This is a genomic window from Rhodococcus tukisamuensis NBRC 100609, from assembly GCF_001894985.1.
GTDB lineage: Bacteria > Actinomycetota > Actinomycetes > Mycobacteriales > Mycobacteriaceae > Rhodococcus_G > Rhodococcus_G tukisamuensis.
Window position 1 is genome coordinate 1 of sequence record NZ_BCXG01000014.1, and the last position, 15661, is coordinate 15661.

General features: G+C 68.0%; 13 protein-coding genes. 11 read left to right on the forward strand and 2 right to left on the reverse strand.

Annotation, left to right across the window (positions count from 1 at the left end; genetic code table 11):
* From RT2_RS15450 to RT2_RS15480, 7 genes are all read left to right on the forward strand, one after another.
* The coding region (locus RT2_RS15450) for a molecular chaperone (protein ID WP_072845687.1) at positions 1-515 on the forward strand (515 nt) is incomplete at its 5' end.
* A gap of 162 nt (positions 516-677) precedes the next feature.
* On the forward strand, positions 678-1766 hold the full coding sequence (locus RT2_RS15455; RefSeq protein ID WP_245709486.1) for a hypothetical protein: 1089 nt from the start codon (positions 678-680) through the stop codon (positions 1764-1766).
* 35 nt (positions 1767-1801) lie between these two features.
* Positions 1802-2668 (forward strand): C39 family peptidase, encoded by an 867-nt coding sequence (locus RT2_RS15460; protein WP_072845688.1) that lies wholly within the window; start codon positions 1802-1804, stop codon positions 2666-2668.
* Between the two features lie 83 nt (positions 2669-2751).
* Positions 2752-3141 carry a hypothetical protein gene (locus tag RT2_RS15465; protein ID WP_072845689.1) on the forward strand — a complete coding sequence of 130 codons (390 nt, stop codon included), beginning with the start codon at positions 2752-2754 and terminating at the stop codon, positions 3139-3141.
* A gap of 106 nt (positions 3142-3247) precedes the next feature.
* Complete coding sequence (locus RT2_RS15470; RefSeq protein WP_072845690.1) at positions 3248-3790, forward strand: RNA polymerase sigma factor; 543 nt, start codon at positions 3248-3250, stop codon at positions 3788-3790.
* A 36-nt stretch (positions 3791-3826) separates the two neighbouring features.
* Positions 3827-4621, forward strand: a complete 795-nt coding sequence (locus RT2_RS15475; RefSeq protein WP_443096388.1) for an 8-oxoguanine DNA glycosylase OGG fold protein — start codon at positions 3827-3829, stop codon at positions 4619-4621.
* Positions 4622-4807: 186 nt separating this feature from the next.
* The gene (locus RT2_RS15480; protein ID WP_139191263.1) at positions 4808-5245 is read left to right on the forward strand and encodes a phosphorothioated DNA-binding restriction endonuclease family protein; all 438 of its coding nucleotides are present in this window, start codon (positions 4808-4810) and stop codon (positions 5243-5245) included.
* A 98-nt stretch (positions 5246-5343) separates the two neighbouring features.
* On the opposite strand, the gene RT2_RS15485 is transcribed toward RT2_RS15480, so the two are convergent.
* Positions 5344-7047 carry a sigma factor-like helix-turn-helix DNA-binding protein gene (locus RT2_RS15485; RefSeq protein WP_092776331.1) on the reverse strand — a complete coding sequence of 568 codons (1704 nt, stop codon included), beginning with the start codon at positions 7045-7047 and terminating at the stop codon, positions 5344-5346.
* Positions 7048-7551: 504 nt separating this feature from the next.
* On the opposite strand from RT2_RS15485, the gene RT2_RS15490 reads away from it, so the two are divergent.
* From RT2_RS15490 to RT2_RS26125, 4 genes are all read left to right on the forward strand, one after another.
* On the forward strand, positions 7552-8739 hold the full coding sequence (locus RT2_RS15490; RefSeq protein ID WP_072845693.1) for a DUF6361 family protein: 1188 nt from the start codon (positions 7552-7554) through the stop codon (positions 8737-8739).
* Positions 8739-10550 carry a phospholipase D family protein gene (locus RT2_RS15495; RefSeq protein ID WP_072845694.1) on the forward strand — a complete coding sequence of 604 codons (1812 nt, stop codon included), beginning with the start codon at positions 8739-8741 and terminating at the stop codon, positions 10548-10550. The genes RT2_RS15490 and RT2_RS15495 overlap by 1 nt, the downstream gene beginning before the upstream one ends.
* Positions 10547-13792 (forward strand): DEAD/DEAH box helicase, encoded by a 3246-nt coding sequence (locus RT2_RS15500; RefSeq protein ID WP_072845695.1) that lies wholly within the window; start codon positions 10547-10549, stop codon positions 13790-13792. Before RT2_RS15495 ends, RT2_RS15500 begins: the two co-directional genes overlap by 4 nt.
* A 68-nt stretch (positions 13793-13860) precedes the next feature.
* Complete coding sequence (locus RT2_RS26125; protein WP_174556717.1) at positions 13861-14004, forward strand: 5'-nucleotidase; 144 nt, start codon at positions 13861-13863, stop codon at positions 14002-14004.
* A 559-nt stretch (positions 14005-14563) separates the two neighbouring features.
* Here RT2_RS26125 and RT2_RS15505 read toward each other — a convergent pair.
* The gene (locus tag RT2_RS15505) at positions 14564-15640 is read right to left on the reverse strand and encodes a DNA cytosine methyltransferase (RefSeq protein WP_072845696.1); all 1077 of its coding nucleotides are present in this window, start codon (positions 15638-15640) and stop codon (positions 14564-14566) included.
* Positions 15641-15661 lie beyond the last annotated feature (21 nt).

A 15661-nucleotide genomic window follows, 5' to 3' on the forward strand; every position in this document is an offset into this window, starting at 1 on the left:
CCGCGGCACCGGCCGCCGCCGGCGGGCCGTCCGGCCCGGCCGCGGGTTCCGGCGGTGACGGCGCGGTCACCGTCCCCGTACCGGCGTCGAAGGAGGCGGTGATCGCCGGGCTGCCGCCCGCACTGCGCACCGAGCTGGAGAACTGCAAGGCCTCCGGGGAGACCGACAACGGCGGCCTGCAGTTGCAGTGCCAGATCCGTGAGGGCAGCGCGCTGACCGCGGGCATCACCGAGGGCGGCTACCAGTCGATCATCGTCTCGGTGGACGTCAAGGACGCGAAGAAGCGGGTGATTGGGATCCGTCAGGGCTTCCAGAACAACACCGCCGCCGCCACCAACGAGACGGTCGAGGACACGGCGCGGTCGGCGGCCGCGCACATCGACGGTCCGGGCTACAACGACACCTTCAAGATCTGGTACGCCAACTCGTCGACCGGGGTGATGGCGTCCTTCAACGGCGCGCAGGGCCTCGACGGCGCCAAGACGTTCCTGGCCCGGTCGGGCCTGATCCACTGATCGTCGACGCATGACGAGGGGCTGCCGAACAACCGTGTTCGGCAGCCCCTTTCGCGTATCTGCGGGCCCGGAGAAGTTTCCTCGAAACGGTCGGGAACCTTTCCGGCGTCCGGCCGCATCCAACTCTCGACAACGCACACGAGAGCGAGCGAGGACGAGACGATGAGCAACCCGGACGCGTACACCGACACCGACCTCGCCGAGTACAAGGCCGAGCTGAACGCCATCGTCACCGACCCGAACCTGACGTTCGAGGAGAAGCTGGACGCGATTTCCGACGCGGCCGGCGAAGAATTCGACGACATCGTCAACGCTCACGACGCCACCGCCACCGCACCCGAGGAGACCCCCGTGACCGAACCGACCAGCACCGTCTACGACAAGCTCGACGCGATCGACGCCACCATCGAGGACCTCAGCAGCATCGGCCCCGACGCGCCCGCGGGATCCGACGTGGTCGGCGACCCCGCGACCGCGTCATACAACACCGCCACCGCACCGACCAGTGAGCCGGTACCCGCCGCGGACACCACCGCGGCCCCCGCCGAGGTGCCCGCCGAGGCCCCCTCCGAGGTCAACGAGGCCATCGGCGTCAACGGCAACGTCGACTACTTCTCCCCCCGCGACGTCGACCGCGACGGCGACGTCGACATCGCACACTCCCGGGTCGACGGCGTCGACACCATCACCCACTACGCCGACGACGGCGCCATCACCCTGGTCGAGCAGGACACCGACTTCAACGGCACCTACGAGACCGCCGCCTCGGTCCGCGCCGACGGCACCGTCCGGACCGCCGAGGACTCCGACGACGACGGCGACGTCGACCTGGTCACCTACTACGACCCGGCCACCCGCCAGCCGGAGCGTCAGGACGCGATCGACGGGGCGCGGATCACCGACAGCAAGTTCGACACCGACGGAGACGCCCAGCCCGACGTCCACCTCGTCGACAGCGACGGCGACGGCCGTTTCGACTCCGTGGCCGTCGACAGCGACGCCGACGGCATCGTCAACGAGACCCTCGTCGACACCGACGGCGACGGCGCGTTCGACCTGATCAGCTCCGACGACGACAACGACGGCACCCAGGAGTCGTACCTCACCTCGGCCGAGAACGGGGTCGGGTCGCTGGGCGACATCAGCACCTACGAGTCGCTGATCCCGGCCGACGACAGCTACCACACCCAGGCCGGCACCGGCGCCTACGAGCCGCCGACCGTCGACGAGATCCCTGGCGACCTCGCCTGACCTCCACCGACGCTGCGACCCGGAAGGATTCGACGATGGACGACTTCGACCATGACGCAGTTGCCATGTGGTCCGACACAGTCGCGGCCGTCGACGAGTCGTCGGCGGTCGACGACGCCGCCGGACCCGAGCCGATCCCGCGCGCAGATCCCCTGTCCGACTTCGCCATCGACCCGGCCGACCCGGCGCCCGGGTCCGGCGACGGACCGGTGGGGGCGGTCGGTACCGACGACGCCGACGACGGCGTCGACGACGTGCCCGACCTCGCCGGCGGGGAGGACGGGGTGCACGGCAACCCGGTCGCGTGGACTCTGGACTGGTTCTACCAGCAGTTCGACGGGTACTGCGGGCCGTCGGTGGTGGCACAGGTCGTCGCCCAGTACACCGGCGCTCCCATCACCGACCCCCAGCAGCTGGTGGACCGCGCCGTCGAGCTCGGGCTGACGGACGACCCCAGCGAGGGGATGACGCTGCCCGCCGTCGAGACCCTGCTCGAGGATCAGGGCGTGCCGTGCACGCGCACCGACAGTTCCCTCGACGACCTGCGCGACCGGCTCGACGCCGGGTACGGAGTGATCGCGATGGTCGACTCCGGTGAGATCTGGACACCGGGGGAAGAGGCCGACGAGGACGACGCCCCCGATCACGTCCTCGTCGTCGCCGGCGTCGACGACGCCCGCGGGGTGGTGATCCTGTCGGATCCCGGTGTGCCGTACGGCAATCAGCTCGAGATCCCGATCAAGCAGTTCGAGGACGCCTGGGCCGACTCGGGATTCGAGATGCTCGTGACCGACGCGCCGGACGAGGCCCTGATCGGTCCGCCCGCGGGCACGACGGGCGAGCGTCGGTCGGCGATCGTCACCCTGCGGTCGGCGCGGCCCGATGAACAGGACGCACAATGATGACGGCGGCGTCCGCGGGTGACGCGACAATGAGGGGCAGTGCCACCGCGGGGTGGCGGACACGAGAGTCAGCGAGGTGACCGATGGACGATGACGAGTCGCTCTTCACCGGGTCGGAGGCAGCGAGCGCGCTGCCTCCCGTGCCCGACGACGTGTGGGCGCGGGCGTTGGCGGCCGCGCTCGACCCGGCTGCGCCGGCGGTGGACGCCGACCTCGTCCCGGAGATGGACGACGAGCCGGTGGTGCCCGAGGAGGACGGCATCGTCCTCGTCGACGACGAGAGCGATCCGGACGACGACGACACCGCGGAGGTCGTTCTCGACGACGGCGACTCCGTGTTCGACGAGCTGACCGCGCTGGACATCGACGACGTGGGGGTTTCCGGCGAGGACCCGGCGAGCGCGTTCGATCCGCAGGAGCCGGACCTCCACCACCACATCGTGGACCCCGATCCGGGCTACGACCTGCTGTGACCGGCACTCCACCACCACGGTCGCGACCGACGACGCGGCGGCGGGTAGCATCCCCGTCGGCCATGTGGGGGTGTGGGTGAGAACGCAAGGAGCGCGGGGGAAGTCGATGGACGAAGCGGAATTGTTGGCCGCCTGCCGGGGCGGTGACCAGCACGCGTTCGCCGAACTCGTGGGTCGTCACCGCACCAACGCCTGGCACGTGTGCCTGCAGATCACCGGCAACGCCCACGACGCCGAGGATGCGCTGCAGGACGCGCTGACCGCGGCCTGGCAGAACCTGCATCGGTTCCGCGGCGACGCCCGCTTCAACACGTGGCTGCACCGCATCGCCACCAACGCCGCCCTCGCGGTGGTCCGGCGCCGCAAGATCACCACCAGCCTCGACGACGCCGACGACGACTCCCCCGGTATCGATCTCACCGATCACGGCAGCGGGTTCGACGAGCGGGTGGTCACGGCCGACGCCGTCCACCACGCCCTCGGCCAGCTCCCCGAGGACTTCCGGGTAGCCATCGTCCTCGCCGAGTTCGCCGACCTGCCCTACGCCGACATTGCCGAGCACCAGCAGGTGAGCGTCGCGACCGTCAAGACCCGGATCCACCGGGCGCGCAAGCAGTTGGCGCAGTCGTTGGCGGCGGCGCACGCCTGACGGGCCCACCGCGGCCGCGCCTCCGCGATCGTGTCGGTGCGCACTGCCATCATGGGCGGCATGCATCTGTTCGACGAGGGTTTCGAGCCGCCCGAGGACTGCGTGTCGTGGTGCAAGACCAGGAGTTACGACCTGCACGTCCTCGACGACGGCGCGCTCGTCGACCTTGACTGGTGGAACCGGCACCTCGAGGAGGACGAGCACGAGATCCGGCTCCGGGGCCGCGACCACGACGGCCGGATCGTCACCGGGGGCCGGGCAACGGTCCTGCGCAACGACCTGCGCCTGGACGGCGAGCTCGTCGACGCCGAACATGCCGGCCTGGGCCTGCTGTTCCTCTGCGCCGCGTGGCGCAGCGGTCACACCAGGCGGCGCGCGGCGCGCCGGTTCCCGGACGTGTCCAACCGCTTCGTCGCCCCGAACGTGCACCGGCACACCGCGATCAAGGCGGCCATCGACCGCCTCATCCGCGACAAGCGACTGCCGGACTACGACTACACCAGTGGCACCGGCTGGCCCGAACTGCCGAACGTCGGGGTCGCGTTGACGACGGTGTTCCTCTGGGCCGTCGACGTCAAGGCCGGCGGGATGCGTGCACAGCTGCTCGACCAGCACGGCGTGTCCACCCTCATCCACCAGGGCTGGCTCGAAGACCCGTCCGTCAGCGGCTTCACCCGCCGCCGCTACGACCGCTACCTCGAGGTGCTCCAGCACTGGGCGGCCACCGCCGGCTCCGAACCAGAACTGGTCGAGCGGTGGCTGGTGGATCGGTGGCACGCGCGGGTGGTCGAGGCGCGCAGTGGGGCGTTGGCGGAGCCGACCTTGTTCTGAGGTCGCCCACCCGCACCCCGCCCCGCACTGTCCGGATCTGGTCCGTCTCTACAGGACGGCCCGACTCACCGGCGGGGTCGGGTGCAGCTAGCGTGCACTCGTGGCAATAGCAGTTATCACCCGGGCATCAGGTCCGACCGCGATCGACGAGTACGTCGACATCGCCACGACATCGGGAGGCAACCAGTGACCGCCGCGAGCCTGCTCGCATCTCTGCGCGACTTGAAAGTTCAGTCGTACAGAGGCCAGCCAGCGCCTTACCAGTTTGTGGTCCTGCTTTACGCGATCGATCGGGCAAATACCGACAAACCGCGAATCGCCAGATTCAGTGAGGTCAAGGACGAACTGGGCCGTGCACTAGCCCCGTTCGCACTCGCCAAGACTCCGCCGAACCCTGCCAACCCGTGGGTGGCATTGGGTCAGTCGCCGTGGTGGGAACTTGAGGCGACCGTTCCCTACAAGCTCGTCGCCGAGCGTGACCTCGCTGCTGGGCTGAGCGTCGTTGCATACGACCTCGTCCGCGACGACCCGGCGTTCACCGGACAGGCTGTCGACGTCATCACTCGGATCATCGGTAGCCATCCCGCGTATCCGTCACTGCTGGAGTCACTCTCAGTCCACTAACTCCGAGCAGACGCCTGATGTCTCGCGCCGCGCCTGCTACTCAGATCCGACCTCTCACATCCCTTACGTCAACCCGGTGAACCCCTGGGTGCGCAGCCTTACCCGGCAGGCACCCATGCCTGCTCCAACAACTCGACGATCTCTTCTTCGCCGCGGGCCCGAAACCCGCTGAGCACCCGACGCGGCCGGTCCTCGCCTGCCCTTCCTATCGCTTCGGCGAGTGCGAGTACCACCTCGTCGTCGGGCAGGCTGTTCGCATCCGGCCGGCCGACTGCCGCCAATGCCCGACGCAGCGGCGCCCCGGTCGGATCGGCGACAGCCGCGCGCCGGACGTCGAAACGACGGTCAGAGTGAAATTCGAGGAACACGTACTCTCCCTCGCCGACTCCAAGGTCGTCGAGGAACCGACGTACCGTCCCGCTGGCTGGCTGCAAATTCTTCCAACGGATCGCGTGAGTACCGAGTCGGCTCTCGTACTCGACAACTTCGCCGTAACCGCAACCGACGATGCCGGCCAGCGCGGCAGGCACAGTGAACCCGGAGCCACGTAGGTGCTCGGAGGTGACCTTGAGCGAAAGACGCCAGATATCACCGTGACGGTAAAGGCGGCGCGTCTGTTCCGGAGTCTTCTGCGGGACCCCGCGGGTCGACCGCCGGCGGACGTTGCCCTGCCTTACCTCGAAGTCGCCACTGGCGGCATATGCCTGCACGCTGCTCGCGGAGACATCGAACTTGCCGGCCACCTGCGTGACGAGCGCGCTGAGCGGCATCTCACCGTCGTGGGCGTCCAATTCACGTGCAATGAGGTTGCGGATGGTGGTGTATTCCTCGACGCCCCATTCGGCCAGTGCCCAGGTGGCCCGGTCTGCACGTACGAACCGGTCGTCCCCACCAAGCACGTTGGCTACCGAGCGCGGGTTGCGGCCGCACGCCATGGCCGCGACGAGCTCATCGAGCGGTGTGGGTTCGCCGAGCACCTCGAGGATTGCGGCGGCGTGGTCGCCGGTGTTGCGCACCCGGGTGAGGATGCGGCCGCCGAGCAATGCGTACCCGCACCAGGTCAACCAACGCACCAGCTCGTCGCTGGAGAGCGCGGAGGACTCGGCGAGGACCACCAGTTCCACCACCCCGTTGGGGGACTCGAATTCCTCGAGCAGTGCCCGGGTCTGCGCCTTTGCCTCTGCGACGCCCGGTGCCGCGGCCCAACCGTCGGTCACCTCGAAGTAGTCGTCGAGGCGATCGAGGACCAGCCACAGCGGTACCCCGACGCTGGGGACCGGAACGGCAATCTCAGGATGCTGATCAATCAGCCGGTCGAGGGCCGCCACCGGCTGGATCTCGACGCGGAGGCTGGCCAGCAGGTTCCCCACTGCCGTACCGAACCCAAAGCGACCCTCGAGATGCCGCTTGACCTTCACCTCGATCTGTCGGGCCCGCTCACGAGTGACACCGAATTCGCTGCCGAGTTCCGCGAGAGTCTTCGGCTCCGGTGCGAGGAATCGCTCGCGGAGGACGAACCGTTCACGCTCGTCAAGCACGGCAAAGATCTCCTCGAGCTCCGCGATCGCGTCCGCGGGGCCCACCGCGTCTGGCAGGTCGGCTGCAGTCAGCGCGGAGATCCGGGCCGCGAGATCCTCCAACTCCGGTGGCGCGCCGTCCTCGATGTCTACCGAGAGCAGCGACTTCCCCTCCGCTCCACGCAGTTTGCGCCACCCCGCCAAGATGGTCAGATCGTCGACCAACCGCGCAATGACGTCGGCGGTCTTCGCGTCGAGAACAACGGCCGTATCGGAATTCGGCAAGGACTACTCCCCCACTAGAACTTTTGAAACCTCGTCATCAGATCACAGGGCTCCGACATGCTGGCCCGCACTTACCTGTCGAAACCAGACTGCAGCACTTCAGTTCGCTCGTCTGTTCGCTCGCGCGCTGATGGAGAAGTCTTGCCTGACTGCAGATTCGACCCACCGGTGCTACGCCCACGCTGAAGGCCTAGGCCGAGCACCGCCGAATCTTCCCCGAACTGGCCGAACGCGAGCTCGTCGAACGCTGGGCCGCGCGACGCCACGATGCCCGGCGGAACCCTCCCCGAACCGACGCTGTTCTGAGCCACACCCCGCCGACCCGTCGCCTGACAATTCGCTCGCACCACCGCTGTCCGTCATCTGAATGACACCAGCCCGCCCACACCGCACCCCGCGATACGGCAGCACTCACCCGCCTGACAGCATCACCGGTCAGACCACCCGATCGTGCCCGACTCACCCTCGCACTCACCCCCAAGACAGAAGGACCACAGCACTCACATGGTGTCCCATCTGGCGTGGCTGGACCACGACGAAACCCAGCGACGGCGCGTGATGCAGGTGATCGACCAATTCCGCGACGAGGGCACCGTCGACGAGCTGGGACTCGGCTCGATTCGCGACACCTTCTCGTCGCTGCTGCTGCCCGGGCTGTCGACACTGCACACCCGTGCCCGCTACCTTCTGTTCATTCCATGGCTCGCGGAGGCCGCCGCGGCCGAGGCCAAGGACGCCCGCGCACTCGCCCCGCTGTTCCGCGAGAAGGAGTACCGGCTCATCGAGGCCCTCGACCGGGCCGGCGAAACACAGGGAGTGATCGGCGGCACCGCCAAGCGCAAGCTGCAGCGGATGCCCAGCGGCATGTTCTGGTCCGCCACAGCACATTACGGACTTCGCCTCACCGGCAAGTCGATCAACGCGACGCTGCGGCAGGCTCACGACGCGGCCAGGTTCGACCGGCGCACCGAGGCCTCGGACGATCCGGGCGCCCGCCCCGACGTCGCCCCCACGGGTTTCGACCCGCGGCTGCCGGCTCCGCCGGAGGACCTACTGGTCGAGACCACGTTCACGCTCTCCCCCACCGAGGCCGAGTACCTACGCGAGCGAATGTGCACCACCCAGCCGGGCTCGATGTTCCCGTGGCTGTTCGAGCACGGTGTCGACGAGGACGCTCGCTACCTGTGGCAGCACCGCGACATCGCGCGGCTCGACGGTCCGCTTGCCGCCACCGTCGACCACGGCCGGCGCTTCTCGACCGTGATGACGGGCGCGACGGTCCTCTACAACCTGATGCTCGCCCGCGAGAAGGACGACGACGAACTGGTCGACGGATACTCCGAGGCCTGGCGCGACTGGAACGCCGAGGTCGAGACCGGAAATCTCCTCGCCGGTTGGGACCGCGGTGCGTTCTGGGAACTGGTGCAGCGCAACGGCAACATCACCAGCACCACCGCGTCATTCGTCGACGCCTGGCTCACGACCGCCACAGCGGCGGGATCTGCGCCCGACGCGGCAGCAGAGGAGATAGTCCGCGGCCGCGAGATCCAGCTCAAGGGCGCACGGGCTCGTCTCGGCGGCAACGTCGCCGGGGTCAACGCCTGGCGCGGGCAGTCCGGTGGCCAACTGAACTACAACTGGCCGGTCGCCGTGCGCATCCTGCGCGACGTGATCGACGGACGGGAGAACTGATGCTCAGCCCCGACACCCGGGTCCTTCTCACCGACGCGCTGCTACCACCGGTCGGCTACGCCATCGATTCCGTTGTCACCACGACGTATTCGCTCGACCTGACGGCACTGCTGCTGGCGCCGCTCACGTTCTCCGCCCGCACCCGCACCGGCGACATCGACGATGCCGACCCGATCGCACTACTCGAGTCGATCCGCCGCCATGTGGGGTCAATTACGGTGTTCACCCAAGCCGGGGGCCTGAAGCTGCCGAGCGCCTACCGCTCGGTGCTCTCGTTTGCCGAGAATGCGGTCGTCGAGGTGCGGGCCCCGCAGCCGGGGCGGCTGTTTCACCCGAAGATCTGGCTGCTGCGGTTCGTCAGTGACGAGGACGGCGGGTATCTGCACCGCTTCCTGTGCTCGAGCCGGAACCTGACGTTTGACGCGTCCTGGGACACGCTGCTCGTACTCGACGAGGACCCCGACTCGGCCGACGTCGTCGACCCGGCGCCGATTGCCGAGTTCGTCTCGGCCCTGCCCGATCTCGCGACGACCCCGATGAGTGTGGACCGTGCTGCCGCGGTAGTGGACCTGGCGCGCACCGTGCGCGGAGCCCACTTCGCATGCCCGAGCCCGTTCACGTCGATGACACTGCATCCGCTCGGCCTAAGCGAGGGCGCCGCGCTGCCGATCCCGGCTGTCGCTGACCGTGCCCTGGTGATCTCACCGTTCTTCGACCCGTCAACGTCGCGTCGCTTCGCCTCACTCGCGCCACAGACCCGGATCGTTTCGCGGGCAGAGACGTTCGACCGCACCGGCTCCGCCGCGTTCGGCTATGCGGAGACCTTCACGCTGCAGTCCGTTGCGGACCGGCCGGGCGAGGAAGAGACCGCCGACGAGCCGGCCTCGGAGGTCGGGGGCGTCCCGTCCGGCCTGCACGCGAAGGCGTTCGTGTTCGACACCGGCGACTCCACCCTGCTGATCACCGGGTCCGCGAACGCGACCAGCGCCGCGCTCGGCGGCAACATCGAGTTCTCCGCCGCGTTGTCCGGACCGTCGGCAAGATGCGGCATCGACGCGGTCTGGGACGGAGGCAGGGGGACGACGGGCCTGTCTCGAATCGTCGAGCCCTATACGATCACCCCGGCCGAACCGGATGCCGCGGCCGACGCGCTGGCGCGGGTGGAGAAGGAGATGGCCGACTTTCGCGCACTGCTCGCCGCCGCTGGCCCACAGCTGCACTTCACCTTCGACGGCGAGACCGCGCAGTGCACCTTGCTCGTTCCGGAGGGGATGGTCGGCGCCTTCGACGGGGAGGTCACGGTCAGCCCGATCTCCCTGCAGGGCGAGTACCGGCCGCTGGCACCGGAGGTCACCTGGTCCGGGGTCGCGGCCACCAACGTGACCGCGTTCGTCGGCGTGCGGACCGTTCGGGACGGCATCGAGCTGTTCGGCGTGGTCAAGGCCGAGCTGCACGGCGACGTCGCCGGTCGTGACCGGCTGATCCTGCGCGGTCACATCACGAGCGCACAGGACCTGACGCGTTGCCTGCTGTTCCTGCTCGGTGGGGAACTTCCCGGTGACCTGGATGCGCTCGCCGGCACCGATCGAGGACCGAACGGCGAACGCGCACCCGGCCGCGGCACCGTCGACGACACCGTACTGTTCGAACCGCTGGTGCGGGCCGTGATCGGGGACCGCGCCGCCCTCGACCGCATCGATGCCCTGATCCGCGATCTCGACGCCCCTGCCGACCTCATCGACGCGGAGCTACGCGACCTGCTGGACGCGGTGCGCGTCGCTCATGCCGCGGTGGCGGGAGGAGAAAAGTGACCACCGTCAAGCCCGATCTGGCCCGAACCCTGGCCCCACTCAAGGCCTTCCAGCGTGACACCGTCGCGCACGTCACCAACAGGCTGTGGACGGATGACGACCCGACCACCCGATTCCTGGTTGCCGACGAGGTCGGTCTCGGCAAGACCCTCGTCGGGCGCGGCGTTATCGCCGAGACGATCGAGCACCTCTGGGAGAAGGAGGACCGCATCGACATCGTCTACATCTGCTCGAACGCGCAGATCGCGCAGCAGAACCTGGCGAAGCTGGTGCCCGGAGACGTCGACGTCCCGCATGCCGACCGGTTGACGCTGTTGATGGCGAACGTCGCCGAGTTCCAGGGCCGCAAGCTCAACTACATCTCCTTCACCCCGGGCACGTCCTTCACCGTCGGAGAGACGGCGGGCAAGTCCGCCGAGCGGGTCCTCATCTACCACCTACTGCGCTGCGGCTGGGGTCGACAGGAGATGACGTCGAAGGGCTGGCTGAAGTTCTTCCGCGGCAGCTCCGGAGCGGAGCGGTTCGAGGGCAAGGTCAAGGCCTTCAACACTCACGCCGTCACCGTTGAGATCGCCGAGGCGTTCATCGCGGACCTCAAGGTCGCGGACCCGATCGACCCCAGCTTCGCCTCGCTGGAGGACGAGGTGTGGGACGTCGCCCACTCCCGGTTTGCCTACCTCAAGGGCGACCCCGACCGGGAGCTGAGCCGCTATCGCAACCGCTTGATCGGCCGGATGCGGAACCTGGTGGCGCACGCCGCCATTCGCGCCCTCGAACCCGACCTGATCATCCTCGACGAGTTCCACCGTTTCAAGACCCTGCTCGACGACGACAACCCCGAGGCGGAGCTCGCGAAGGCCCTGTTCAACCAGCCGACCGCCCGGGTGCTGTTACTGTCTGCGACCCCGTTCAGCATGTACACGCTGCCGGACGAGCCGGAGGGCGCGGACCACTATCAGGACTTCCTCGCGACCGTCCGGTTCCTCCTCGGTGGCCGCGGCCTGTCCGCCGAGGACGTGAACGCCCGAGTCGCGGACCTCGGTCGCGACCTCGAGACGATGCGCCGTGCGGCGCTGCCCGGCGCCGACACGCGAGCGGCAGGACTCGCGGCCCGGGATCGGGTGCAGCACACACTGACCCGCGTGATGTCGAGGGTCGAACGGCTTGCGTCGACACCGGACCGGGACGGGATGCTCACCGAGAAGCCGATGCCGGTACCGGTCACCGCCGGCGACCTGCAGGCGTACGCGGGTGGGCAGCGGATCGCGGACGCCATCGGCCGGGGCCGCGGCGGACGCGACATGTTCGAGTTGTGGCGGTCGAGCCCGTACCTGTTCAACATCATGGAGGACTACCAGGTCAAGCAGGCCCTGAAGAAGGCGATCGACTCGCCGGATCCGGCGGTCCGCAAGCCGGTGCACGACGCGATCCACACCGCCGACGGCCTGCTGGACTGGCAGTCCGTCGAGCAGTACCGACCGCTCGACCCCGGCAACGCCAAGATGCGCGCACTGGTCGCGGACACCGTCGACCGCGGCGCATGGAAGCTCGCGTGGCTCCCGCCGTCACTGCCCTACTACCGACCCGCCGGGGTGTTCGCGGACGAGGCCCTACTGGCCTTCACCAAGCGGCTGGTGTTCTCGGCGTGGACGGTCACGCCGAAAGCGATCGCCAGCGTGGTCAGTTACGAGGCCGAACGACGCGGGGTGCGGGAGTCCGGCCGCACCGGCGGGTACTCGGAGCGGGCGTCGCTGAACCCGCCGATCCGGCGGCCCCGCCACGACGGAAACAACCAGAACATGGCCCCGGAGGCACTGTTCCAGCCGTCGATCATCCTGGCGGAACTGTGCGATCCGCTGACGTTGGCCCAGCAGGTCGGCGGCACGGTCAGCGCCGCGGAGCTGCGGGACCGCGCGTCCGGCGCGGTCCGCGAAAGGTTCGACGCGATGTGTGCGGAGCGTGACATCAGCAGGTCGTCACGGTCCAAGGAGGACCCGTCCTGGTACTGGGCGCTGCCACTGCTGCTGGACCGGCATGCGCATCCGGATCGCCCGTATCCGGTGGAGATTCCGGAGTACTTCGCGTCGGCCGAGGATCCGGCCGAGCTTGACGTCGAGGCACTCGGCGGGTTCCCGGAGGACCTGGTCGAGGTCGTCACCGAACTCGGTCTCGCCGGCCCCGGCAACTGTGCGCTGCGGGCGCTGCGCCGGGCCACCGGGTCGGTGCGGGAGTTCGCGGACGACGACCTGTGGGACGCGGCGTTCGGCGCCACCGAGCACCTGCGATCGATGTTCAACCAGGCCGAGATCGCGGCGGCGGTGCGGGTTTCCGCGACCTCGGACGCCTACTGGCGGTCGGTGCTCGGCTACTGCCGGGACGGGAATCTGCAGTCGGTGCTCGACGAGTACTTTGCGCTCGGTGGCGTCGAGCGCGACCACGACGGCAACGACCTCGATCCGCTCACCGAGCGATTGGGGCAGGCCCTCTCGGTGGGGTTGGGCCGCGCGGAGATCGACGTGTTCGACACCAGCGGCGACGAGGTGGTGCTCGACGGCTCGAACTCGATCCGGCACCACTTCGCAATGCGGATGGGCCACAAGGGGGCGACGGACGAGCAGCAGCAGGCGCGAGCCGGGGACGTGCTGGCGGCCTACAACTCGCCGTTCTGGCCGTTCGTGCTGGCGTCGACATCGGTCGGGCAGGAGGGCCTAGACTTCCACACCTACAGCCATGCGATCGTGCACTGGAACCTGCCGGGGAACCCGGTGGACATGGAGCAGCGTGAGGGGCGGGTGCACCGGTTCCGTGGGCACGCTATCCGCCGCAACATCGCCGCCGAGCACGGCGGCGCCGCGCTGACTCCCGGCTGCACGGATCCGTGGTCGGCGATGTTCGCGGCCGCCGAGGCCGCAAAGACCCCCGAGGACACCGACCTGGTCCCCGACTGGGTGTACGCCCGGCCGGGCGGCACGACCATCGAACGGTACGTGCCAGCGATGCCGCTGAGCCGCGAGTCGGTGCGGTACCAGCGCCTGCTCCGCACCGTCGCCGCATACCGGCTCACCCTCGGCCAGCCGCGTCAGGAGGATCTGGTGCGGTACCTCAGCGAGGGGGCCGCGGACGGGGATGTCCTGCGGATTGACCTGGCACCGCCGGCACGGGATTCGGCTCCCGACGCGCGTCATTCACACAACCGACTTCTTCGGTGTGTCGACGAGCTGCCCAGCGGTCCGATCAGCTAACACCGAGCGGGAGGTCACCGCAAGCGGCGGCATGCTCACTCGCCATCACGCCCATAGACAGGAGTCGCATGCCCTTCATGCTTGACCACCGCCTCGTGATCGGGGTCGCCTCCAGTGCGCTGTTCGACCTCAGCGAGTCGGACGCGATGTTCCACGAACGTGGCGAGGCCGGCTACGCATCTGTCAGGAGGAGCACCTCGACGACCACCTAACTGGTGGGGTGGCTTTCCCTTCGTGAATCGCCTGCTGTCGTCGAACGATCTGAGCCTGGCCGCCGATGACCCGCTCGTCGAGGTGATCGTCCTGTCTCGACCCGATGACCGGCCTATGGACTGGCAACCTTGCGGTCGCCCGGCGCCGATCGGTCCTTGTCGGCAGTGGACAAGGGCGCGCGCAAGGGGCTGATGTTCTCCGCTGCGCTGCCGGAAGAGCTGGCGCGGCGGACGTTGGCTACCCGAATGGTGAACGCCGTCGGAGCCGCTACCGTGTTGAGCGAGAAGACTCAGCTGCATCAGCACGACGGGGCGTAGGCACCTGGTTCGGCCGGCAACATGGGTTCAGCAAACAGCGCCGTTCACAGCGGCACGCCGAACGCCGACCGTTGCGCCAACGCAAGATCAACCACCCTCTCGGCTCGCAGGTGCTCTCCGTCGCGGAGTCCGTCCTGAACGAACAAGACGCCTCGATCCTGCCCTGCACCTCGGCGACGTCCTCGAAATCATCCTGATCTGAGGCCCGCGCCGACTCTGCACCGAAAGGGTGGCGTCTGGGTCAGAGCCCCATCAGTCCGGCTACCAGCACACGGCCAATCGCTGCTCCGAGAGGAATCGGCACTGCATTTCCGATCTGACGCGCGATCGCGGTCTTCGATCCGACCCACTGATGTTCTTCGGGGAACCCCTGAATACGGGCTGCCTCGTAGTGGGTGATTGACCGATTGGCCGTCGGGTGTAGGTATCGACCCTTCTCCGGCTTGAAAAACTCCGTGCGAATCGTGACCGATGGCTTGTCCCAACGAAGACGCCCCATGACGTCGCCGGAACCCGACCGATGCTTGCGCCAACAGTTGGCTTGAAGCTCGAATGGAATATCGAACCGGTTGCCTCCAGGCGGAATCGTCTCGAAGCGTGACAACGACAGGTCTGTGAACGTCCGGGTGAGGTGAAGTTCGGGGGTCTTGAATGCTCCCCGAAAGGTCTTCCCGTTGAAGTCGATATAGGTTTCTGGCAGTTCGGTTTCTGTGACGTGCACAGCGACGCCAGCCAGCGCGTCCGCCACCGTCACCGGCTGATCGAGATGCGTGGGTTCTGGCGCACCAGGCGAGGAAATATCTCGGTGACGGCCAATCACGATGGTCCGTTTTCGCGCCTGGGCCGCGCCGTAGTGAGCAGCATTCAGAACGTAGTGACTGAACGTGTAATCAGACAGCTGGGCTCCTGGTTCAATGCTCCGCCGGAAGAGCTCGAACTCCGGAGATTTCAAAAACTGCGGAACATTCTCGAGGATGAAGAACTTGGGTTTGGCACGGCGCACGGTCTCGGCGTAATGCCACCACATCTTGTTGCGGTCGTCCGCCGCGTCCTGCCTGCCCAGCGCCGAGAATCCCTGACACGGCGGCCCTCCAACCACGACGTCGACCTCGGGAACCTCCTCTTCCTTCAGCCAGTCCTCGATTCTGCCCGCATACACCGGCCGTCGGAAGCTCGCGTTGTAGGTTGCGGCCGCAGCGAGGTCCATCTCGACCGCCTGGGTCACCTCGAACCGACCGTCCGCAGCATGCAGACCTGCGGAAAGACCCCCGGCACCGGCGAAGAGGTCGAGGGTGCTGATCGAGTTTGGAACGGCCATGCAGCAACCCTAACGTGGCAG